This window comes from Candidatus Accumulibacter contiguus (assembly GCF_012940005.1).
GTDB lineage: Bacteria > Pseudomonadota > Gammaproteobacteria > Burkholderiales > Rhodocyclaceae > Accumulibacter > Accumulibacter contiguus.
Genome location: NZ_SPMX01000022.1, coordinates 84,925 through 105,289 on the forward strand (window position 1 = coordinate 84,925; position 20,365 = coordinate 105,289).

General features: G+C 61.9%; 19 protein-coding genes and 4 pseudogenes. 13 read left to right on the plus strand and 10 right to left on the minus strand.

What is annotated here, in order from left to right; translation table 11 throughout:
• The first annotated feature begins 48 nt into the window (after window positions 1-48).
• Window positions 49-1,055: pseudogene (locus E4Q08_RS09645) on the plus strand (aldo/keto reductase).
• Between the two features lie 78 nt (window positions 1,056-1,133).
• Here the strand turns inward: E4Q08_RS09645 and nifA are convergent.
• On the minus strand, window positions 1,134-2,708 hold the full coding sequence (gene nifA / locus E4Q08_RS09650; RefSeq protein ID WP_169070231.1) for a nif-specific transcriptional activator NifA: 1,575 nt from the start codon (window positions 2,706-2,708) through the stop codon (window positions 1,134-1,136).
• Entirely contained in the window at window positions 2,705-4,264 is a 1,560-nt protein-coding gene (nifL, locus tag E4Q08_RS09655; protein WP_169070232.1) for a nitrogen fixation negative regulator NifL, read from the minus strand. The genes nifA and nifL overlap by 4 nt, the downstream gene beginning before the upstream one ends.
• A gap of 344 nt (window positions 4,265-4,608) precedes the next feature.
• On the opposite strand from nifL, the pseudogene rsxG reads away from it, so the two are divergent.
• The 9 genes and pseudogenes from rsxG (at window position 4,609) to E4Q08_RS09695 (ending at window position 10,391) form a co-directional block, all read left to right on the plus strand.
• Window positions 4,609-5,209, plus strand: a pseudogene (gene rsxG, locus E4Q08_RS09660) (electron transport complex subunit RsxG).
• 1 nt (window position 5,210) lies between these two features.
• Window positions 5,211-5,885 (plus strand): electron transport complex subunit E, encoded by a 675-nt coding sequence (locus E4Q08_RS09665; RefSeq protein ID WP_169070233.1) that lies wholly within the window; start codon window positions 5,211-5,213, stop codon window positions 5,883-5,885.
• Window positions 5,886-5,905: 20 nt separating this feature from the next.
• On the plus strand, window positions 5,906-6,400 hold the full coding sequence (locus E4Q08_RS09670) for a SoxR reducing system RseC family protein (RefSeq protein ID WP_169070234.1): 495 nt from the start codon (window positions 5,906-5,908) through the stop codon (window positions 6,398-6,400).
• On the plus strand, window positions 6,397-6,978 hold the full coding sequence (gene rsxA, locus E4Q08_RS09675; RefSeq protein ID WP_169070235.1) for an electron transport complex subunit RsxA: 582 nt from the start codon (window positions 6,397-6,399) through the stop codon (window positions 6,976-6,978). Before E4Q08_RS09670 ends, rsxA begins: the two co-directional genes overlap by 4 nt.
• Before the next feature lie 13 nt (window positions 6,979-6,991).
• Window positions 6,992-7,519: an RnfABCDGE type electron transport complex subunit B gene (locus E4Q08_RS09680; RefSeq protein ID WP_211203374.1), complete on the plus strand. Its 528-nt coding sequence runs from the start codon at window positions 6,992-6,994 to the stop codon at window positions 7,517-7,519.
• Between the two features lie 11 nt (window positions 7,520-7,530).
• A pseudogene (locus E4Q08_RS25705) lies at window positions 7,531-7,620 on the plus strand (hypothetical protein); the annotation flags it as partial.
• Window positions 7,621-7,639: 19 nt separating this feature from the next.
• A complete protein-coding gene (rsxC, locus tag E4Q08_RS09685; protein WP_308240093.1) occupies window positions 7,640-9,025 on the plus strand; it encodes an electron transport complex subunit RsxC in 1,386 nt (461 codons plus the stop codon).
• Entirely contained in the window at window positions 9,022-10,098 is a 1,077-nt protein-coding gene (locus E4Q08_RS09690; RefSeq protein ID WP_034918623.1) for an RnfABCDGE type electron transport complex subunit D, read from the plus strand. Before rsxC ends, E4Q08_RS09690 begins: the two co-directional genes overlap by 4 nt.
• A gap of 14 nt (window positions 10,099-10,112) precedes the next feature.
• Window positions 10,113-10,391 (plus strand): RnfH family protein, encoded by a 279-nt coding sequence (locus E4Q08_RS09695; RefSeq protein WP_169070236.1) that lies wholly within the window; start codon window positions 10,113-10,115, stop codon window positions 10,389-10,391.
• Between the two features lie 12 nt (window positions 10,392-10,403).
• On the opposite strand, the gene nifM is transcribed toward E4Q08_RS09695, so the two are convergent.
• Genes nifM through nifV form a run of 5 tightly spaced genes read right to left on the minus strand, consistent with a single transcriptional unit; the run spans window position 10,404 to window position 13,807 of the window.
• A complete protein-coding gene (gene nifM / locus E4Q08_RS09700) occupies window positions 10,404-11,261 on the minus strand; it encodes a nitrogen fixation protein NifM (RefSeq protein ID WP_169070237.1) in 858 nt (285 codons plus the stop codon).
• A complete protein-coding gene (locus tag E4Q08_RS09705; protein ID WP_169070238.1) occupies window positions 11,254-11,712 on the minus strand; it encodes a nitrogen fixation protein NifZ in 459 nt (152 codons plus the stop codon). Before E4Q08_RS09705 ends, nifM begins: the two co-directional genes overlap by 8 nt.
• 4 nt (window positions 11,713-11,716) lie before the next feature.
• Window positions 11,717-12,031, minus strand: a complete 315-nt coding sequence (gene nifW / locus E4Q08_RS09710; protein ID WP_169070239.1) for a nitrogenase-stabilizing/protective protein NifW — start codon at window positions 12,029-12,031, stop codon at window positions 11,717-11,719.
• A 14-nt stretch (window positions 12,032-12,045) separates the two neighbouring features.
• Window positions 12,046-12,573 carry a hypothetical protein gene (locus tag E4Q08_RS09715; RefSeq protein WP_169070240.1) on the minus strand — a complete coding sequence of 176 codons (528 nt, stop codon included), beginning with the start codon at window positions 12,571-12,573 and terminating at the stop codon, window positions 12,046-12,048.
• Window positions 12,563-13,807 (minus strand): homocitrate synthase, encoded by a 1,245-nt coding sequence (gene nifV, locus E4Q08_RS09720; RefSeq protein ID WP_169070241.1) that lies wholly within the window; start codon window positions 13,805-13,807, stop codon window positions 12,563-12,565. Before nifV ends, E4Q08_RS09715 begins: the two co-directional genes overlap by 11 nt.
• Window positions 13,808-14,025: 218 nt before the next feature.
• Here nifV and E4Q08_RS09725 point away from each other — a divergent pair.
• Window positions 14,026-15,907 (plus strand): annotated as a pseudogene (locus E4Q08_RS09725) (MFS transporter).
• 27 nt (window positions 15,908-15,934) lie between these two features.
• Here E4Q08_RS09725 and E4Q08_RS09730 read toward each other — a convergent pair.
• A complete protein-coding gene (locus E4Q08_RS09730) occupies window positions 15,935-16,297 on the minus strand; it encodes a hypothetical protein (protein ID WP_308240094.1) in 363 nt (120 codons plus the stop codon).
• A gap of 325 nt (window positions 16,298-16,622) precedes the next feature.
• On the opposite strand from E4Q08_RS09730, the gene E4Q08_RS09735 reads away from it, so the two are divergent.
• Together E4Q08_RS09735 and E4Q08_RS09740 are read left to right on the plus strand one after the other, a co-directional pair.
• The gene (locus E4Q08_RS09735) at window positions 16,623-17,519 is read left to right on the plus strand and encodes a transporter substrate-binding domain-containing protein (protein ID WP_288132270.1); all 897 of its coding nucleotides are present in this window, start codon (window positions 16,623-16,625) and stop codon (window positions 17,517-17,519) included.
• A gap of 40 nt (window positions 17,520-17,559) precedes the next feature.
• On the plus strand, window positions 17,560-19,191 hold the full coding sequence (locus tag E4Q08_RS09740) for a sensor domain-containing diguanylate cyclase (protein WP_169070243.1): 1,632 nt from the start codon (window positions 17,560-17,562) through the stop codon (window positions 19,189-19,191).
• Here E4Q08_RS09740 and E4Q08_RS09745 read toward each other — a convergent pair.
• Window positions 19,188-19,568 carry a hypothetical protein gene (locus E4Q08_RS09745; protein ID WP_169070244.1) on the minus strand — a complete coding sequence of 127 codons (381 nt, stop codon included), beginning with the start codon at window positions 19,566-19,568 and terminating at the stop codon, window positions 19,188-19,190. The genes E4Q08_RS09740 and E4Q08_RS09745 overlap by 4 nt on opposite strands.
• The gene (locus tag E4Q08_RS09750; RefSeq protein WP_372703604.1) at window positions 19,565-20,329 is read right to left on the minus strand and encodes a class II aldolase/adducin family protein; all 765 of its coding nucleotides are present in this window, start codon (window positions 20,327-20,329) and stop codon (window positions 19,565-19,567) included. The genes E4Q08_RS09745 and E4Q08_RS09750 overlap by 4 nt, the downstream gene beginning before the upstream one ends.
• Between the last annotated feature and the right edge of the window lie 36 nt (window positions 20,330-20,365).

Below are 20,365 nucleotides of genomic sequence, written 5' to 3' on the forward strand. Positions count from 1 at the left end.
CCGCTTGCCGCGATCTGCTGGACGCGCGTCACACTCACAGGAGGAAGCATGCAACAGCGTAAACTTGGAAAGAGCAATCTGGAGGTTTCGGCCCTCGGCCTCGGTTGCATGGGGATGAGCTTTTCCTACGGGCCGCCCAAGGACAAACAGGAGATGAGCACTCTTCTCCGGGCCGCCGTCGAACGTGGCATCACGTTCTTCGACACCGCCGAGGTTTACGGCCCGTTCTTGAACGAAGAACTCGTTGGCGAAGCCTCGCTCCCTTCCGCAAGCAGGTGGTGATCGCCACCAAGTTCGGGTTCGACCTCAGTCCAGAGCTCGACCCCCGCGGGATGAAGGGTCCGCCGGGCCTGAACAGCCGGCCGGAGCACATCAAGCAGGCCGCCGAGAACTCGCTCAAGCGGCTCAAGATCGAGACCATCGACCTGCTCTATCAGCACCGTGTTGACCCAAACGTGCCGATCGAGGACGTGGCGGGTGCAGTCAAGGATCTGATCCGGGAAGGAAAGGTCAAGTACTTCGGCCTCTCTGAGGCAGGCGTGCAAACGATCCGTCGCGCCCACGCGGTCCAGCCGGTGACCGCCCTCCAAAGCGAATACTCGCTGTGGACGAGAGCTCCGGAGAAGGAAGTGATCCCAAGCCTCGAGGAACTCGGAATCGGCTTCGTGCCGTACAGCCCGCTGGGCAGAGGCTTTCTCACAGGCAAGATGGACGAAAATACGACCTTCGACCGTTCCGATTTCCGCAGCACCCTCCCGCGCTTCACGCCGGAGGCTCTCAAGGCGAATCAGACCTTGGTTGCTCTGCTCGGCAGGATCGCAGAACGGCATCAGGCGACACCCGCTCAGATTGCGCTTGCCTGGCTGCTGGCCCAGAAGCCGTGGATTGTTCCGATCCCCGGCACGACGAAACTGCATCGCCTGCACGAGAATATCGGAGCGGTTGCCATCGAACTTGCGGCCGACGATCTGCGTGAGATCGATGGTGCCGCCTCCAGGATCACGGTGCAAGGCGCCCGCTACCCCGAACGGCTGGAGAGAATGACGGGGCGCTGAGGAAGAGCGCCGCAAGCCGCATCGACCGCAGCGAACACCAAGGGCATGCGTCCATCCATTCTCGAAGTGCCTTGCGCTTCAGATCTGCTTCACTTCGATGTTCAGGATCTGTACGCGGTAAGCGATCTGCCGCGGCGTCATGCCGAGCAGGCGGGCGGCGCGGGCCTGCACCCAGCCGGCCTGCTCGAGCGCGGCGATCACGCGTTCGCGTTCGCTTTGCTCGCCACCCGGCTCGATGCCATCGCCGGCTTCGCGCACGCCGGCCCTCGGAACTGCCGGGACGGCCGGCGTTGGCGAAGTCGGCGAACGCCGACTGCTTCGCTCGCGTGACTGGTCGATACGAATCAGGTCGGCATCGATCTCGCCGCTGTCCGACATCACGGCAGCGCGCTCCAGGCAGTTTTCCAGTTCACGCACGTTGCCCGGCCAGTGGTGCTGCGTGAGTCGCCGCTGTGCTCCTGCGGTGAGGCGCAGCGGGCGGCGCTGTATGCCGCCGAGACGATCGAGCAGGTGTTTCGCGATCTTCGGCAGGTCTTCGAGTCGCTCGCGCAGGGGGGGAATGAAAATGGGCATGACGTTGAGGCGGTAGTACAGGTCCTCGCGGAAGTCGCCGGTATCGACAGCGCTTTCCAGGTCGCGATGCGTCGCAGCGATCAGGCGCACGTCCAGCTTCAGCGTCCGGTCGCCACCGACACGCTCCAGTTCGCCTTCCTGCAGTACACGCAGCAGCTTGGCCTGAAAGGCCGACGAGATTTCGCCGATTTCGTCGAGAAACAGCGTACCGCCATCGGCGATTTCAAAGCGGCCCTTGCGCGAGTTCACCGCGCCGGTGAAAGCGCCTTTCTCGTGCCCGAAGAGTTCCGATTCGAGCAGATTCTCCGGCAGCGACGCGCAGTTGAGACGCACGTAGGGCCCGCGTGCGCGCGGCGAGTGGTCATGAATGGCATTGGCGACCAGCTCTTTGCCGGTGCCGGTCTCGCCGCGAATCAGGACCGTCGTCGGCCATTTCGCGACCATCCGGATCTGCTCGAAGATTCGCAACATGGCCACCGATTGTCCGACCAGGTTGGCAAGACCGGGACGCTGGCGCGCACTGCGGCGTAACGGGTCGCGTGCCTCGATGGGCGGTTTGTGGCCGGTGTCCAGCGAAAGGCGGACACTTTGGCCGATCAGGTTGGCCAGGATTTCGACGAAGTGTACGCGTTCCTGCAGCAGGCCATCATCCGGGTCGTCGGGCTGAACGGCAAGCACCCCCTGCAACGTTCCGCCGACACTGATCGGGACGGCGATGAAGGGCAATTCCCGGTCGTAGAGACCCAGCCGGTCGAGGAAACGTGGTGCGTCGCCCAGGCGCGGCAGCGCCAGGGTCTGGCGTTCTTCGAGGATCGTGCCGACCAGACCTTCGCCCGGTTGGTAGCGAACCGACCGGAATTCATCGTAATCCAGTCCATGCACGGCGTGCACGAAAAGATCCCCGACGCCCGGATCGACGACGCTGATCATTCCCCGGCTCAGGTGACCCGTGATCTCCAGCGTGCGCAGAACTTCGCGCAGGCTGTGATGAAAGTCGAGCGAGCGGGAAAGTACCTGCGAGACGCGCGTCAGGGTCTCGAAGTGGGAGCGCAGCAACAACGACGAAGGCGTATCGCTCATGGTCGCGGGTGGAGTGGAAGGAGAACGCGAACGCGGCAGCCGCGCACTGCTGCGGGTCCGATTTCGATGTAGCCGCCGTGGTCAGCCGCCACCTGCTGCGCCGACGATAGACCGGTTCCCAGGTGTCCGCCGCCACGCTTGGTGGTGTGGAATGGCTCGAAGACCTTGAGATGTTGGGAGTTGTCGATGCCGGGCCCGGAGTCTTCGATGAGCACCTCGATTTCCCCCCGCCGCTCCTTGCTCGCCAGCGTCAGTTCGCGCTCGCGGCAGCCGCGCACGTTCATCGCCTCGATGGCATTGTCGATCAGCGCCTTGAACAGCGAGCGCAGTTTGTTCGGTGCTCCCTGCAACGCCGGCAGCATGGCCTGCGGTTTCCAGCTCACCGTGATGCCGGCCGCGAGCAGGTGGCTGGTCGAGAGATCGAGGACGTCACGCAGCAGTTCGTTGAGGTTGACCGGGCCGATCGCTTCGCGCGTCTCGCCGGGAATCATCGAACGGAGCTCTTCGAGAGCCTGCTGCCCGGCCGCGATGGCCTCCACGAGGGCCACCGACATGGGGTCGGTTTCCCCTTTGCGTCGCGCCAGCATGGCGACCACCGAGGCCATCATGTTGAGTGGTCCCTCGATCCGGAAGGTGGCCGCGGCGAGACTCTCGCGCAAGGCCAGGACGCGATCCTCATCGGCCATCACTGCCTGCAGCGCGGCAACACGGACTTTTTCCTGCTGCGCGCGCAGGCTGGTAATCTCCTTCGCAACCAGCAGCAGGTAATCGCGACGGCGTCCGGCAAGGAAGGCATCGGCGGTGCTGTCGTCCTCACGCACGCGACTGCCGGAACACGAAAACCAGCGCGGCGTGTTGCCGCCGGGACGATCGATGCGCACTTCGCGATCGAGAAAGAGGTAGCCCGAGGTGCGCCGCCCCTTTCCTGATTCGAGTTCGAGACTCGCACGGATCGCCGACATCAGCATCGGCGCCGGCTCCGCCATTCCCAGATCGGCCTGCAGCTTCTTGTATTCGTGGTTGTCGAGCACGACGCGGTCATCGACGTCGAGCAGAGCGATGACCACCGGCGCTGCGTCGACCACCGACTCGATCAGGGCTTTCTGGTTTCTGACCTGGTATTCCAGGCGATGGACTTCGGTGATGTCGCGATGCATTCCGAGGTAATTGAGAACCTTCCCATGCGCATCGACGATGGGGGAGATGCTCAACTCGGCGAGATATTGGCTGCCATCCTTGTGCCGATTGATCAGGCGGCCGGTCCACACCTCGCCCTGCGAGATCTTCTGCCACAGTGACTGGTACAGTGCGGGCGGCATGGTCTTGTTGGAAAGGATCGACTGGTTCTTGCCGATCGCCTCGTCGGTTGTGTAACCGGTGACGCGGGTAAACGCGGGATTCACGTAGAGAATGTTGCCGTGCACGTCGGTGATCGAGATCGCCATGTCGGCCTGGCTGACGGTGTGCTGGAACACCTGCGGCGGGAGGCCCGGAGCGAGCGCGTCCGCCATCCACGGCGCGCTTGCGGCCGCTGTCTTGAGTTGTTCATTCGCCATCTCGCGTCATCCCCGGGATCAACTGTTCTCCCGGAACAAAGCAGATTCCGTGCCGACCTTGATTCGGCAATGGTTTTCACCTCGTCTTGTCGTGTTTTGTAGGATTTGCGACATCGCTTGGGTCGGCTTCGGCTGCCTCGCGCAGCCCGCTGTCAGCAGAAAAACTTCCATCCTGGTGCGGGCTTACGATCACTTGCACAGCTTTGGTGTGCACTTGCAGCAAGCATGGCACGGAATATGCGGGGCATCAGGCAACGCATGGACCAGATGATCATGAACCCTCCCGACACCTTACTTCCCGGCATGGCCGCAATGACGCCCGTTGCACCCCAGAGGAGTCCTCGATGAAACCGCGAACCCTGGTTCACGGTGCCATCCTCGGCGCTTTCTGCCTGGGCTTCGGCATCGTCCTGGCGGTGACCGACAGGATCACGACCGACGACATCGCCGCGCGCGCCCTCGAGGATCGCCAGAATTCCCTGAGTCAGGTGCTTGCTGGTGCCAGCCACGACAACAACCCGGCGATCGACACGGTGCTCGTGAAGAATGCCGAAGAGCGGGAGATCACGGCCTATCGCGCCCGCCTGAAAGGCAGGGTGACCGGCGTTGCCTACGAGATCTACGGCAGTGGCTACGCTGGCGAAATGAAGTTGATGATGGGCGTCGATGCCGATGGCCAGGTGCTCGGCGTGCGTGCTCTGGCACACCATGAAACCCCCCGGTCTTGGCGACAAGATCGAGGAGAAGAAGGGCGACTGGATTCTCCGCTTCACCGGTCTGTCGCTGCAAAATCCTCTGCCCGGGCGCTGGAAGGTAAAAAAGGACGGCGGCCAGTTCGATCAGTTTGCCGGCGCCACGATCACCCCGCGCGGCGTCGTCGCCGCTGTCCGCGGTGGCCTCGAATTCTTTGCCGCCCACAAGGCGAGCTTGCTGGAGACGAACTGAAATGGCGAATGCCTATACCAACATCGTCCGGGATGGACTCTGGGACAACAACGGCGTCTTCAGCATGCTGCTGGGGATGTGCCCGACGATGGCGATGACCACCAGCGCCACCAATGGCTTCGGAATGGGCCTGGCGACCGCAGCAGTGATGGCGGCATCGAGTCTGCTGGTCGCTGCTTTTCGCAACGCGATTACCCAGGAAGTACGCATTCCGGTGTTCATCCTCATCGTCGCAACGATGGTGACACTGGTCGATCTCGCGATGAACGCCTGGATGCACGAGCTCTACAAGGTGCTTGGCCTGTTCATCCCGCTGATCGTCTCCAATTGCCTGCCGCTCGCACGTCTGGAAGCCTTTGCCGCCAAGGCGCCGATCGTCCCCGCGTTTCTCGACGGCCTGTGCATGGGGCTGGGGTTCACCATCGCGCTCACCGCGATCGGCGCAGTTCGCGAGATTGCCGGTTCCGGTACGCTGTTTGCGGATGCCTCGCTACTTTTTGGACCTTTTTTCAAGTTCATGGAGTTGCGGCTGCTGCCTGCGGATATGGGTGTGTTGATGATGATTCTGCCGCCCGGAGGTTTTCTGGTGACCGGTCTCCTGGTCGTCGTCAAGCGCCTGCTGGATCTGCGTGCCGGCAAGGAGATCCAGATGAGCGGCGCGCACGCGGTCGCCTGAACCAGAACAAGGAAATCACCATGATCCGGCTTTCCGACCGCAATACCGTCGAGGGTATCGTCCGCGTCGTCGAGGTACAGGACGGCGTGCTCTGGCTGCAACCCGAGCAGACGTCGACCTGCGGAAGCTGCGCCTCCGCCGGACAATGCGGCAAGGGAATCGGCAGCCTGGCCAGACGCAACGAGGCCAGACGCTTTTCGATTGCCCATCAGGACGGGCTCGGGCTCGGGGTCGGTGAGCGCATCGTCGTCGGCATCGCGCCGCGGATTCTGGTCAAGGCAGCGCTGATCGCCTATGGTCTGCCGCTGACGACGGCGCTTGCCGCCGCCGGGATTGCACAATCCTGGTTCGGCGGCGACCTCGCCACCCTGCTTGCCGCCGCCACCGGTCTGGCCTGCGGCTTGTGGATGGCGCGCCTCGGTGCCCGGCGTCTGTCGGCAAGCGGCGAGCTGGCGCCACGCTTTCTGCGCCGGGCGAAGCCGGGTGAATCGGATGGCGGAAAGAGCGAATCATGAAAGAGTATGCCTTGATGATGATCGGCGCAGCCCTGGTCAACAACGTGATCCTGGCCCGCTTCCTCGGCCTGTGCTCGTTCATGGGAGTCACCACGCGCATCGACACCGCCGCCGGCATGGGGCTGGCAACGACCTTCGTGATCACCGTGTCGTCGATGGCCGACTGGGCGGTTCAGACTTATCTGCTGGCGCCTTACGGCCTCGGATTTCTGCGGACGGTGACCTTCATTCTAGTGATCGCCAGTGCCGTCCAGTTCACCGAACTGACCGTCCGCAAGGTTTCGCCGTCGCTATTCCAGATGCTCGGCATCTACCTGCCGCTGATCACCACCAACTGCGCCGTGCTCGGCGTTGCCCTGTTGCTGGTCGAAAGCCACATGAATTTCCTGGCAAGCACGCTCTTCGCCTTCGCCTCTTCTCTGGGCTACAGCCTGGTGATGGTGATTTTTGCCGGGTTGCGCGAGCGCCTGGCGCTGGCGCCGGTACCGCGTCTGTTCGCGGGGCCGCCGATCGGCTTCATCGTCGCCAGTCTGCTGGCGATGGCGTTCATGGGTTTTTCCGGTATCAGCACCGGTTGACAAGGAGATCGTCATGTGGATTGCCGTCCTGAGTCTGACCTTTCTGGGGCTCGCCCTCGGTACGCTGCTCGGCGTCGCCGCACGCTACCTGGCGGTCGAGGAAAACCCTCTCGAAGCCGAATTGCAGGCCCTCTTGCCGGGCTCGCAATGCGGCCAGTGCGGCTTCGTCGGTTGTGCGCAGGCGGCAGCCGCTCTGGCTCGCGGCGAAGCCGCGGCGACGCTCTGCCCGCCGGGCGGACGCGCCGTCGCCGAAGCCATTGCCGCCAGACTCGGGATCAAGATCGACCTCTCGGCGGTACAGGATGACGGTCCATTGCTCGCCTTCGTCGCCGAGGAGATCTGCACCGGTTGCTGCAGATGCAGCAAGGTCTGCCCGACCGACGCGATCATCGGTGCTGCCAAGCAGATTCACAACGTCATTCGCGAAGCCTGCACGGGTTGTGGCGCCTGCGTAGAACGCTGCCCGACCGAGGCCATCGGGCTGCTGCCGGTACCCGTCACCGTGCCGCACTGGATCTGGCCAAAACCCGCCATTACCTGAAGGAAACCCGCATGGGACTGATCGAACGCTTTTTCAAGGAACCGCGCTGGGGTGTCCATCCCGACGACCACAAGCGGCCGGCAGCGGACGCCCCGCTGCGCGTTCTGCCGAGACCGGCGCGTGTCTACCTGCCATTGCAGCAGCATGTGGGGGGGGGCTGCACGGCCAGTGGTCCTGGTCGGGCAGAAAGTTCTGAAAGGGCAGTTGCTTGCGCAGTCACAGGTCCACATTTCGGCGCCGATTCATGCCCCGGTTTCCGGTCGCGTGACGGCCATCGGTGAAGTCACTGCCCCGCATCCCTCGGGACTGGGTCTTGCCGCGATCACCGTCGAATCCGACGATACGGATCGCTGGATCGAGACCGACCCGGTCGCCGATCCCTTTGCCCTGGCGCCCGAGGAAATCGCACGACGCACCGCGGCAGCCGGTGTCGTCGGCCTCGGCGGCGCCACCTTCCCGGCGGCGGTCAAGTTTGCGCTCGGCAAGCGCCTGGCCGTACACACACTGATCGTCAATGGCGGCGAGTGCGAACCCTATCTGTCCAGCGACGACCGCATCATGCGTGACTTTGCGGAACAGGTGGTCGAAGGCGCGCGCATCATCATGCACGCGATTGGCGCCCGCGATGCCCTGGTCGGCATCGAGGACAACAAGCCGGAAGCCATGGCGGCGATGGCCGTGGCTGCCGCAGCTTTCCCTGAAGTGAAGATTCGGCCGGTGCCAGCACGTTATCCGATGGGTTCGGACAAACAACTGATCGAGACCCTGACCGGCAAGGAAGTGCCAGCGGACGCCCGTGCCGCAGAGGTCGGGGTACTGGTGCACAACGTCTCCACCTGCGCTGCCGTGTACAAGGCCATTCGTCTCGGGCAGCCGCTGGTCGAGCGAATCGTCACCATCAACGGTGCTGCGGTGGCTGAGCCGGGCAATATTTTTGCGCCGCTGGGCTGCCTGGTCGACGATCTTCTGGCGTACTGCGGCCTCAAGGAAGTGCCGGCACGGCTGATTCTCGGTGGCCCGATGATGGGTACCCTCCTGCTGCATGGTCGCGTACCTCTGGTCAAGGGGGCCAGCGGAATCCTCGCCTTCACCGCCGCCGAGGCGGCAGTTCCCGAGGCCGGTCCCTGCATCCGCTGCGGCTCCTGCACACGTGCCTGCCCGATGGGTCTGCTGCCACTGGAAATGGCCGCGCACATCCGCGCCGGCGACCTCGACGGCGCCGTCGGATATTCGCTCAGCGACTGCATTTCCTGCGGCTGTTGTGCCTATGTGTGTCCGTCGCACATTCCCCTGGTCCAGTACTTCAGCCACGCCAGGGGCGAGCTGTCAGCGCGCGAGCGCGCCCGCCTGCGTACCGAGGCAGGCAAACGTCTGGCCGAGGCTCGCCTCGCCCGTCTCGAACGCGATGCCAGGGAAAAGGCCGAGGTGGCCGCGCGCCGCAAGGCCGAGCGCACTGCCGCCAAGGCCCGCTCCGGCACTGTGAAACCCGAAGAGGAAACGACATGAGTTCGGGGTCGATCGAGAAGCCGGTTGCGGCACCGTACGCGGCTACGTCGAACAGCGTGCGCCGGGTCATGGTCATCGTCATGGCCGCCCTGGTGCCGGCCACCCTGTTCGGCTTCTGGCTCTACGGCTGGCCGGCCGTCTATCTCTGGATGATCAGCGTGGCTGCCGCGGCACTCGGCGAAGCCTTCTGTCTGCGCCTGATGGGGCGCGACGCCAGGACGGTGCTCGGTGACGGATCGGCATGGTTGACCGGCTGGCTGCTCGCCCTGTCGCTGCCCCCCTGGGCGCCATGGTGGATTGGCGTCTGCGGCGGCTTGTTTGCCACGGTACTCGGCAAGCAGGTCTTCGGTGGCCTCGGGCAGAACCTCTTCAACCCGGCGATGGTCGGGCGGGTGGCGTTGCTGATTTCCTTCCCGGTGCAGATGACCGCCTGGGTCGCGCCGCTGCCGATCTTCGATGCCGCTGCGCCGGGGCCCATTGCCGCGCTGGCGATCACCCTCAAGGGCATGCAGCCCGCCTTCGACGCGGTCGCCAGCGCTTCGCTGCTCGGCTTTGCCAAGACCGAGATGGCGCGCGGCGTCGACCTCGCCCACTCCCTGCTGCAGGCGCCATTGCAGGCCTGGTACGGCAGCCGGCCGGGCAGCCTCGGCGAAACGGCCTCCTGGCTGATCGTTGCCGGCGGCGTGGCGATGATCTGCCTGCGCACCATCACCTGGCATATCCCGGTAGCGATGCTGCTGGGCATCGCCGTTCCGGCGGCGCTCCTGCACGCCGTCGATCCGGCGCGCTACCTGGACGCCGGAACGCATCTGCTGTCCGGTGGAGCGATGCTCGGCGCCTTCTTCATCGCCACCGACTATGTGACTTCGCCCAATACGCCGCGCGGACAGATCGTCTTCGGCACTGGCTGCGGTGTGCTGACCTACGTCATCCGCACCTGGGCAGGCTACCCGGAGGGCGTGGCCTTCGCCGTACTGCTGATGAACTCCTTGACTCCGGTCATCGACAGCTATATCAAGCCGCGCATCTACGGACGCGATCGCCGTGGCGCGGCTCTTGAACCAGGGAAATAAGCGGGAGAAGAAACATGCAGATCGGAGTTGCCTATTCGGAAGCGGGCCAGCAGTTATGGCTCACCATCGAAGTCCCGGAGGGGTCGAGCGTGCGCGATGCGATTGTCAAGTCCGGCATCCTGCAGACATTCCCGACGATCGATCTGGAAACGCAGAAAGTGGGCGTCTTCGGCCGCCTGGTCAAGCCCGATATGGCGCTCAGGCCGGGCGACCGGGTCGAGATCTACCGCCCCATCACCTGCGATCCACAAACCGTGCCGCGTCGGGATAGCACCAGCGACGACGACGAGTAGGGGGATTCGGCCTCAGGAGGGCTTGGCGACGAGCGATTGACGGCGCAAGTTCCTGATCCACGCCTTCTGGCAAAGGCTGCGCTGTTGTCCTTCAAGGTATTCGCGGATGGTATTGCGGGCTTCGGCGAAACGCAGGCGTCGTTCGGGATGGATCGCTTCGCAGTAGATCAGGTGATAACCCAGCTGGCTTTCGACCACCTCGGACAAGGTCGCAGCACCGAGGGCAAAGGCGACGGCTTCGAGTTCCGGATAGAGTTGGCCGCGCGCTACCTTGCCGAGCAGTCCGCCGTTGATCGCCGTCGGGCATTCCGAATGTTTCAGCGCTTGTTCAGCGAAACGCTGCGGTTCCTTGAGCAGGCGGGCGCGGATCGACTCGATCCTTGCACGAGCGGCCTGAAGTTCGTTGCCCGGCAGCCGTTCGTTGATGGTCACCAGAAGGTGCCGCAGCAAGCGCGTTTCGGTACGGCGGAAGCGATCCCTGTGCTGGTGCCAGAAGATCTCGGCGTCGGTATCGCTGACTGCCACGGAACCCGCAGCGACCGTTTCGAGAACCGCCTCGACGACCATGTCGCGAGCGATGGCGCGCCGCAGCGAGAGGGCGTCGAGCCCGACACGGTCGAGGTCGGCGTGATATTCGTCGTCGTCGCCGTAGCGGCCGCGGATTTCCGCCAGGCTGGCGTCGATCGACGCCTCGGGCAGGAGCACGGCCGCGGCTTGTGGTGTCCCGAGAATCAGGGTTTCGATTTGCTGCTGCCTGGCCGCCACGTTGTGCACTCGCTGCCGCTCATCGGGTGCGAGTGACTCCAGCGACTTGCCGAACAACTGTTCGGCCAGCTTGAGTGACAGGTAGACTCCGCCTGGCTCATGCATCGTCGCGCTCCCATTCACCCAGCGCCTGCTCGGGTACCAGAAGGGGAGTTCCCGGCAGGCAGTCGAAATGCGCGTGATAGACGACGCCGTGCGTTCCGGATCGTTCGAGGTTCAGGATCTCGCCACGGCTGCCGAGCGCCACCCGGATCTCGCCGCGAATCACCAACGAGCGTGTCGCACGGACCTTCTGGCGCACCTCAAAGCGGCTTTCGATCCAGGGTGCATCGGCCGCGATCAACTCTTCCTCACGACAGCCGACCAGACGACCCTCGTCAAGAAAGTGCACGGAATAAATGATCTGATTCTGCAGAAAGGTGCCGACATCGCGCACGTGCCCGATGCGGCCGCGTCGTACCAGCAGTTCACCGGTCTGGATGCCGGGGAAAGTGCCATCGTTGCGCACGTTACGCGTCAGGCGTACCGCGTCGCCGTAATCCCAGCGCGGCAACACGATCTCAGTCGCTCAGCGAGGACAGGGGCAGGAAAGACGAGCCTTCTGCCTTCTGGAATACCGCAAAGACTTTTTCGGCCTGCGCGCTGGATTCGACGAAGTCGGTGTAGGCGCGTGCCAGCCAGCCGCGGTAGGCGCTATAGTCCGGTGTCTTGCCGGCTTCCTGCCTGGCCAGGTAATCGTGGAAGCGTTGCAGGATGTGCAGGCGATTGACCTGGACGACGCGCACGTCGAAGTCGATGCCGAAATAGTCGAGAAATTCTTCCGCCGAGTTGAGGTCGGCGAGATCGTCTTCGAAACTGTTGATTTCGCAAGCCATGCTCTTCTCCTGTTTCAGTGAAGTGGTTCCGGGATGGGCGGGCACTGACGATCGATCAGCCGCAGTAGGGGCACAACGCCAAGGGCATCGCGCGTATCGACTTCCGCAATCTTTGCCAGCCGCAGACGTGCCTCGCTCAATCTCCCGAGGCGCAGCAGAATCACTGCCGAGCCCTTGAGCGCGAGCAGATGAAAACGCAGCATGCCCATCGAGCGCATCGCCGCCTGGCCCAGCGCGATCGGCCCCAGGCTGCGCCAACTGCCCACCAGATCCAGGCGCCGTGCGCTGACCTCCAGCGCCCTTTCGGCAATCACCAGCGCATCTTCGAGTCGATGCTGATAGAAGTAATAGCGGTAAATGGCGACCAGCACCGAGAGCTGTTCCGGCGCCAGAAAATAGGCGTAGAGCAGCCGTTGCTCGGCAATCGGCTGGCCGTAGTGGCGCGCTGCCGAGTCGATCTGCGCGGCCACCGCGGGCGGGCAAGGCTCGTCAAAATACAGCGCGTCGTTGCCGAGTTCCAGCAACTCGAGTCTATTGGCCATGGCCATGTTCCCTGCAGCACATCTCAGTGGCGGAACAGACCTGGCAACTCGCCGTGCTCAGCACATCGGGCAAGCCACGTGCAGCGCGCGCTTCGATTTCCAAAGTTTCGATACGTTCCAGCAGCGTCAACAGGTCGGTCTCGGAAGGCAGGCGCTTTTTCTCGACGATGAAAGAGCGTACGCGCTCCAGCAAGGTGCCTGCCGCAATCTCCGACAAGTAATGGCCGAGTCCCGCCATGATCCGTTGTACTGCGCGTGGTCCGGAATGCTTGCCGAGAACGACTCGATGTTGGCGCCCGACCAGTACCGGATCGAAGCCCTGGTAATTGGCCGGATCCTTGAGTAGACCATCGACATGGATTCCTGCCTCATGGGTGAACGCTCCTTCGCCAACGATACTCTTCTGCCAGGACAGGGGGCGCCCGGAAGCGACAGCGACGCGATGCGAAATGTCGGGAAATTTCGCCAGATCGATACCGGTCTCGACGCCGTGGCATAAATGCAACCCGAGCACGACTTCTTCGAGTGGCGCATTGCCCGAACGTTCACCGAGGCCGTTGACCGTCGTGTTGAGGTGGGTCGCACCGGCACGGGCGGCCGCCAGAGTGTTCGCCGTTGCCATTCCCAGATCGTCGTGGGCATGCATCTCGATTTCCAGATCGCACAGCGAACGCAGATGGCGGATTCGCTCGAAGGTCGCAAAGGGATCCAGCACGCCCAGTGTGTCGGCAAAGCGAATGCGCCGAGCACCAGCGGTCTGCGCGGCTTCGGCAATTGCCGCCAGCAAATCCGGATCGCCGCGCGAGGCGTCTTCGGCACCGACTCCGACGCCGAAACCAAGGTCGCGCGCCAGCCGTACATGCTCGCCGATCTCGGTGAGAAGCCAGTTGCGATCGCGCTGCAGTTTCGAATGCAGGTGTTGATCGGACGCGGGCACCGAAATATCGATCAGGTCCGCACCCAGATTTGCCGCCAGCACGATGTCCTTGCGATTCATCCGGCTCCACACCATCAGACCTGCATTCAGTCCCAGGGAAGCGACTGCCCGGATGCTTGCGCGCTCGGCGTCGCCCATCGCGGGGATCCCGATTTCCAACTCGGGAACTCCCAATGCGTCGAGGCGACAGGCGATATCGATCTTTTCGTCGAGACTGAACGCGACTCCCGCCGATTGCTCTCCGTCGCGCAGGGTCGTGTCGTTGATGAGGATGTAAGTTGGGGATATGTGGGGCATGGCAGTCAGGAAATGAAAAGCAAATTCCTTGCCAGGTTTAAATACTATATAAATTATATGCTTGCGAATAATCTGGGTGCTGGAATTGTCATGCTTGCGACGAAATTGTAGGAACAGGCAAATCAGGAAACAGGGAGATCGCTTGCCCAGGGCTTGCGGAAACCCCCCACTGCAAGCTTTGACGCTAGAATTCGCTTCACCAACTTCAGGAAGAATGCATGAGTTCCCAGTTTGCTCTGCTCAACACCCGCCGCTTTGCTCCTTTTTTTCGCTACGCAGTTTCTCGGGGCATTCAACGACAATCTGTTCAAGAATGCCCTGATCGTGTTGCTCACCTTTCAGGCGGTGAACTGGACGACGCTGGCGCCGGAGGTGTTGACCAATCTCGCTGCCGGCATCTTCATCCTGCCGTTCTTCCTGTTTTCGGCTACCGCCGGGCAACTCGCCGACAAGTACGACAAGGCAAAGCTGGCGCGGCTGGTGAAGCTGCTCGAAATCGTCATCATGGGCGTCGCCCTGCTTGGCTTCTCGACACACAACCTGGCAGTGCTGTTGAGTGCATTGTTCCTGCTTGGCCTGCATTCCACACTGTTCGGGCCGGTCAAATATGCGATCCTGCCGCAGCATCTGCGCGAAGACGAACTCGTCGGCGGCAACGCGCTGGTCGAGGCCGGCACTTTCGTCGCCATCCTGATCGGCACGCTGGCCGGTGGCCTGCTCGCCGGTACAGCTGGGCATCCGGGCTGGGTGGCCATCGCCGGAATGGTGCTTGCGGTACTGGGGTACCTGTGCAGCCGCGGCATCCCGGCAGCACCGGCACCCGTCCCGGAGTTGGTGGTCAGCCTCAATCCGTTCTCCGAGACCTGGCGCAACATTGGCTTTGCACGCCAGAACCGGACGGTCTTTCTGTCGATTCTCGGGATTTCCTGGTTCTGGCTGTACGGCGCACTGTTTCTGGCGCAGTTTCCGCCCTATGCAAAGAACGTGCTCGGTGGCAACGAGACCTCGGTGACCTTGTTGCTGGCGGTATTCACGATCGGCATCGGCTTCGGTTCGCTGCTCTGCGAGCGTTTGTCGGCCGGGCACGTCGAAATCGGTCTGGTGCCTTTTGGTTCGATTGGTCTGACGCTCTTCGGCATCGACCTGGCTTTCGCTTCACCGACACCGCTGCCGGTCGTGACGCCGCTGCCGCTCGCCAGCCTGCTCGCCCTGCACCATATCTGGCGGGTGCTCTTCGACCTGTTTGCCCTCGGCCTGTTCGGAGGGTTCTTCATCGTCCCCTTGTATGCCCTGATCCAGTTGCGCAGTGCGCCTGCACAGCGCGCGCGGATCATTGCCGCGAACAACATCCTGAACGCGCTGTTCATGGTCTGTGGCGCGCTGGCCGCCGCCGGCCTGCTCGGCGATGGGCTTTCGATTCCCGCACTGTTCGGCGTTGCCGCGCTGTGCAATGCGGTGGTGGCGGTCTACATCTACAGCCTGGTGCCCGAGTTCATGCTGCGCTTCATTGCCTGGCTGCTGGTGCACTCGGTGTACCGCCTGCGGCAGCATGGGCTGGAGAACATCCCGGAGGAGGGCGCTGCCGTGCTGGTATGCAATCACGTCAGCTTCGTGGACCCGATCGTCATCGCGGCCGCGAGCCGGCGGCCGATCCGTTTCGTCATGGATTACCGCATTTACCGCACACCGATCATCAATTTCGTTTTTCGCCACATGTCCGCCATTCCGATTGCCCCGGCCAGGGACGACGCAGCGATGATGGAAGCGGCTTTCGAAGAGGTGGCGAGAGCCCTTGCGGCGGGCGAACTGGTGGCCATTTTCCCGGAAGGCCGGATCACCGATAGTGGCGAGCTCTATCCATTCCGCCCAGGCGTGCAGCGCATCGTCGGACGCACGCCGGTGCCGGTCATTCCGATGGCGCTGCAGGGTCTGTGGGGCAGCTTCTTCAGCCGCAAGGACGGACCGGCGATGAGCAAGCCACTGCGCCGTGGCCTGTTCTCGAAGATCGCGCTGGTCGTCGGTGCGGCGGTTGCCCCCGAAGCGGCAACTCCCGAGCGCCTGCAGGAGGTTGTCGCCGGCTTGCGGGGCGAATGGCGGTAGCCCGGCGCTGCCGAAGTCCGAAGTCCCTTATTGCTGCTTGCGAAGTGCTGCTTCAGCCCAGAGTGCCTTGGCGAAGGCTTTCCACGCGCTGCCTCCGTGACTCTCGATGCCCTGGTCGGCGCTTTCCGCCATGGTTTTTAACATCAGAGCCGCCAGGCCAAAAAGGTCGACTCTGGCCATCAGTTGGCGATCCACATGGCTCGAAGCCGCAAGCTTCACGTCTTCTTTCATGTGATCGAGCGCCTCTCTGGCCAGGGTGCGTACCTGCACCTCATCCGACCAGTCGATGCCGAGAACTATCCCCTTGCGCTCGATTTCGAGTTCAATCTCTTGGGTTCCTCGATCGTAATCTTCAAAGCCAGCCATATATTTGTCCTTGGTGGTGGTCATTTATTGTAGGCCTGAATCGGGGTGCCGAGCAGCTTTTCAGAACCCGATGCATCGACGATAGGCAACTCCGCTCGATCAATTCCGGGGTGTCGAGATGTTCCGTGATCACCCCCCGGTCGGCATTGGACGCTGCTGCGGCGACGCATGCAGAAAAACACGGTATATTCCGCAACTCACGCTCAAGCGATACACCAACGACCGAGCGTAGGCAGTGGTCCATCCGCTCCGGAGCAGATCCCGGTTCCATTGGCCGATTCGGGTCGCATGTGGTTTCGGAACAAGCTCGGTCTGCGCAAAGTCCGCAACAATTTGATGCAGGATGCCTGTGAAAAATACCCTGATTGCGGTGCTGCTGACCATCCTTCCCGTCATCGTCGATGCGGCTCCCGGAGAAAGATCCGGGACACTGCAGAAGATTGCCCATACCAGAACGATTGCGATCGGCTTCCATGAATCGACATCGCCATTTACGTATATGACTGGTGATGGAACCGTCATGGGTTACTCTTACGACATCGCGCTGAAGATCGCCGAGGCCGTGAAGCGTGAGCTGAAATTGCCGGCGCTGCAGATCAAGCAGATCCCTTTTACTACGCAAAGCCGTTTTCCGATCGTCCAGAATGGTGTCTCCGACCTCTCGTGCGGCGCGACGACCAATACCACCGAACGGCAAAAGATGGTTGCCTTTTCCAATACCATCTTCGTCGCCGGATCACGCCTGATGACGCGAAAGAATTCCGGCATCAAGGATTTTCCGGATCTGGCAGGAAAGACTGTCGTGACCTTCGCGGCTTCGACTTCCGAAAAGATGTTGCGCAGGATGAACAGCGAGCATGGCCTCCACATCAACATCGTGTCTACCTTTGATCGCGGCGACACACCCTTGTCGGTACTGCAGGCCGGGCAGGCCGATGCATACATGATGGATGATGTCCTGCTCTACGCCACCATCCGGGAAGCCTGGCGGCCGGATGAATGGGTCGTGACCGGCAGGCCTCAATCCTATGAAGCCTATGGCTGCATCCTGCGCAAGGATGACCCTGCCTTTAAGAGGGTCGTGGATCAGGAAATTGCGAGGATCATGAAATCTGGGGAGGCGGAAGCGCTTTACCGGAAATGGCTGTTGTCGCCGATACCACCGAAGGGCGTCAATCTGAACTTTCCGATCAGCGAGATGATGATCGAACTCTACAAGAATCCGAACGACAAAGCATTTGATTGAGTTCCCGCCTGTACGCTGACGCGCAATTCCCTGCTACTCGATGCCGATAAGGTCGACCCTTTTCAGGAAATATACCCTGATTTTTGGCGGGCTGACCGGCGGTTCGCTACTTCTCAGTGGTCTGCTTGGTATCAGTTTTGCCTATCAGGAAAGCCAGCTTTCGGTCATCAAACTGCAGCGTGAAAAAGCAGAAGCGGCAGCTACCCGGTTGGGTGAATACCTTTTTGGAATCGAACAGAGGATCGCTGTGGCGGCAATGCCAAAACGCGGCGTTTCCGCTCTGGAACAACGAAGTGCCGACATTCAGATCTTGCGGCGTACTGCGGCGATCCATGAAATTCTGCTGCTCGACAATCAGGGCAAGGAATATCTACGGACATCCCGCCGCACTGCAGACATCGTAGGCAGCAAGCGCGATCTTTCGACCACCGAATTTTTTCGTCAAGTCAAATCAGGCCGTTCCTACCGCAGCCCGATCTACTTCCGCGACGGAAGTCTGTACATGACCATAGCGATGGCCGTCGGCCCAGAGGAAGCCGGGATCACCGTCGCTGAAGTCGACCTCGAATTTCTGCTCGACGGAATCACGCGCGTCAAGGTCGGTGACTCCGGCCACGCCTATGCAGTCGACTCCGAAGGCCGCTTGATTGCTCATCCCGATATCGGCCTGGTGCTGAGAAACACCAGCATGGCTGCACTGCCGCAGGTGCAAGCGGCGATCAAGGGCCAGGCGCAGGGTGGAGAGGCATCTGCGCAAGCGCGCAATCATGACGGTGAGCCGGTCTTGACTGCCTTTGGAACGATTCCACAACTTGGCTGGTTCGTTTTTGTCGAGGAACCACTGGCCGAAGCCTACCGCCCTTTGTATGCCCAGGCCATTCGCAGCGGATCGCTGGTGCTCATCGGCATGCTGTTGACCGTGTTTGCCTGCGTGGCACTGGTGCGCAGGGTGGTCAAACCCATCCATGCCCTGCAGGATGGCGCAACGCTGATTGGCCGCGGAGTTCTCGACCACCGCATTACGGTTCGCACGGGTGACGAACTCGAAGATCTGGCCAATGGCTTTAATCGAATGGCCGAACAGTTGCAGAAATCGTATGCCATGCTGGAAGGAAAGGTTTCCGAGCGTACTCTCGAACTGGAAGAGGCCAACAACAAGCTGGCCGCCCTGAGCACAACCGATGCCTTGACCGGTCTCGCCAATCGTCGCCGCTTCGACGAAGTGCTGGCAAGTGAATGGAGTCGTGCAGCACGCATCGGTCAACCCCTGGCTCTCGGATTGCTCGATGTGGACTGGTTCAAGGCATATAACGATCGCTACGGTCATCAGGCGGGTGACGAATGCCTGCGCCAGGTGGCCAGTGTCTTGTCTTCCAAAATATGCCGTACCGGAGATCTGGTGGCGCGCTATGGGGGCGAAGAATTCGTATTCATTGCGCCTGCGACCGATGCTGAGCAGGCATTGAGCATGGCCCGGAAAGTCTGCCAGGCACTTCAGGATCTGGAATTGCCACATGCAATGTCCGGGTTCGGATGCGTGACTGCCAGCGTTGGTGTTGCGTCTATCGTTCCGGAAGTCAAGGGTGCGCCAGATATTCTGGTGGCGGCCGCAGACATGGCCATGTACCGTGCCAAAGAGCAGGGACGCAATCAGGCGGTACTCGGCGGCTAGTCTTGAGTACTGTTCTTGCCCTCGCCGCCTGGGTCGGCCGGCATCCGCTCGGCAGCACGAAAGCACGCAAAGGCGATGCCAACCGTGAGCACGGCCAGGGTAAGCGCCAAGCGTTTACCATGCCAAAGACTGGTAAACCAGCGGGCCAGATCATCGGCGAAAACGGCCGACTTTCCGCCAAAACGTTCCAGGTCGTGACGATAGCGCTTGGAATCACTGGTGGTGATTGGATAGGCTTTCCCGTCGACCATTTCGTAGCCGATCACATCGCTGCGCTCATCCGTGCCGGTCAGAAAGACCCAGACGGAAACCGTCAAACCAAGAACCAAGACCAGAACGCCTATCAGATTGAGGCGAAATCGGTGCCTTGTGTTCAAGTGCGATAACCTGGATCGGCGCGGTCGAGTTTACGCAGCAGCGCGGGCCACGCCAGACCCCCACCCGCCCCGCGAGTCACCTGTTCCCATTGTGTCTGGGCGCTGTCGACGATGTGCTGGCTGATATGCCGCAGTGGCTGCCCACCGCTCATCGCACGCACCTGAATCATGCAGGTGACCTCGAAGAAATACATCGCCACAAAGGCTTCGGCTACCGATCGTCCGACCGTCAACAAGCCGTGATTGCGCAGCATGAGGAAGCGCTTGTCGCCGAGGTCGCGTACCAGCCGCGGCTTTTCGTCTTCATCCAGAGCGACGCCTTCGTAGTCGTGGTAGGCGAGCGACGAAAGCACGAATATCGAGTGCTGCGACAAGGGCAGCACACCCCCTGCCTGCGCCGACACTGCGACGCCATTGATGCTGTGCACGTGCAGCACGCACTGCACATCCTCGCGGGCGGCATGAACGGCGCTGTGAATGGTGAACCCAGCCGGATTGACCTCGTAGGCGCTGTCGCCTACCTTGTTGCCGTGCAGATCGACCTTGATCAGACTGGAGGCAGTGATCTCGCTGAACATCAATCCGTACGGATTGATCAGGAAATGATGTTCCGGACCAGGCACGCGGGCCGAGATATGGGTGAAGATCAGATCATCCCATCCGAACATGGCGACGAGGCGATAACACGCAGCAAGGTCCACGCGCCGTAACCATTCCGCTTCGCTCACCTGCGAATGGATTTCGGGGGCAGTATCGTTCACGGCGGCTCCTTTCACTGAAATCATGCTGTATTATAT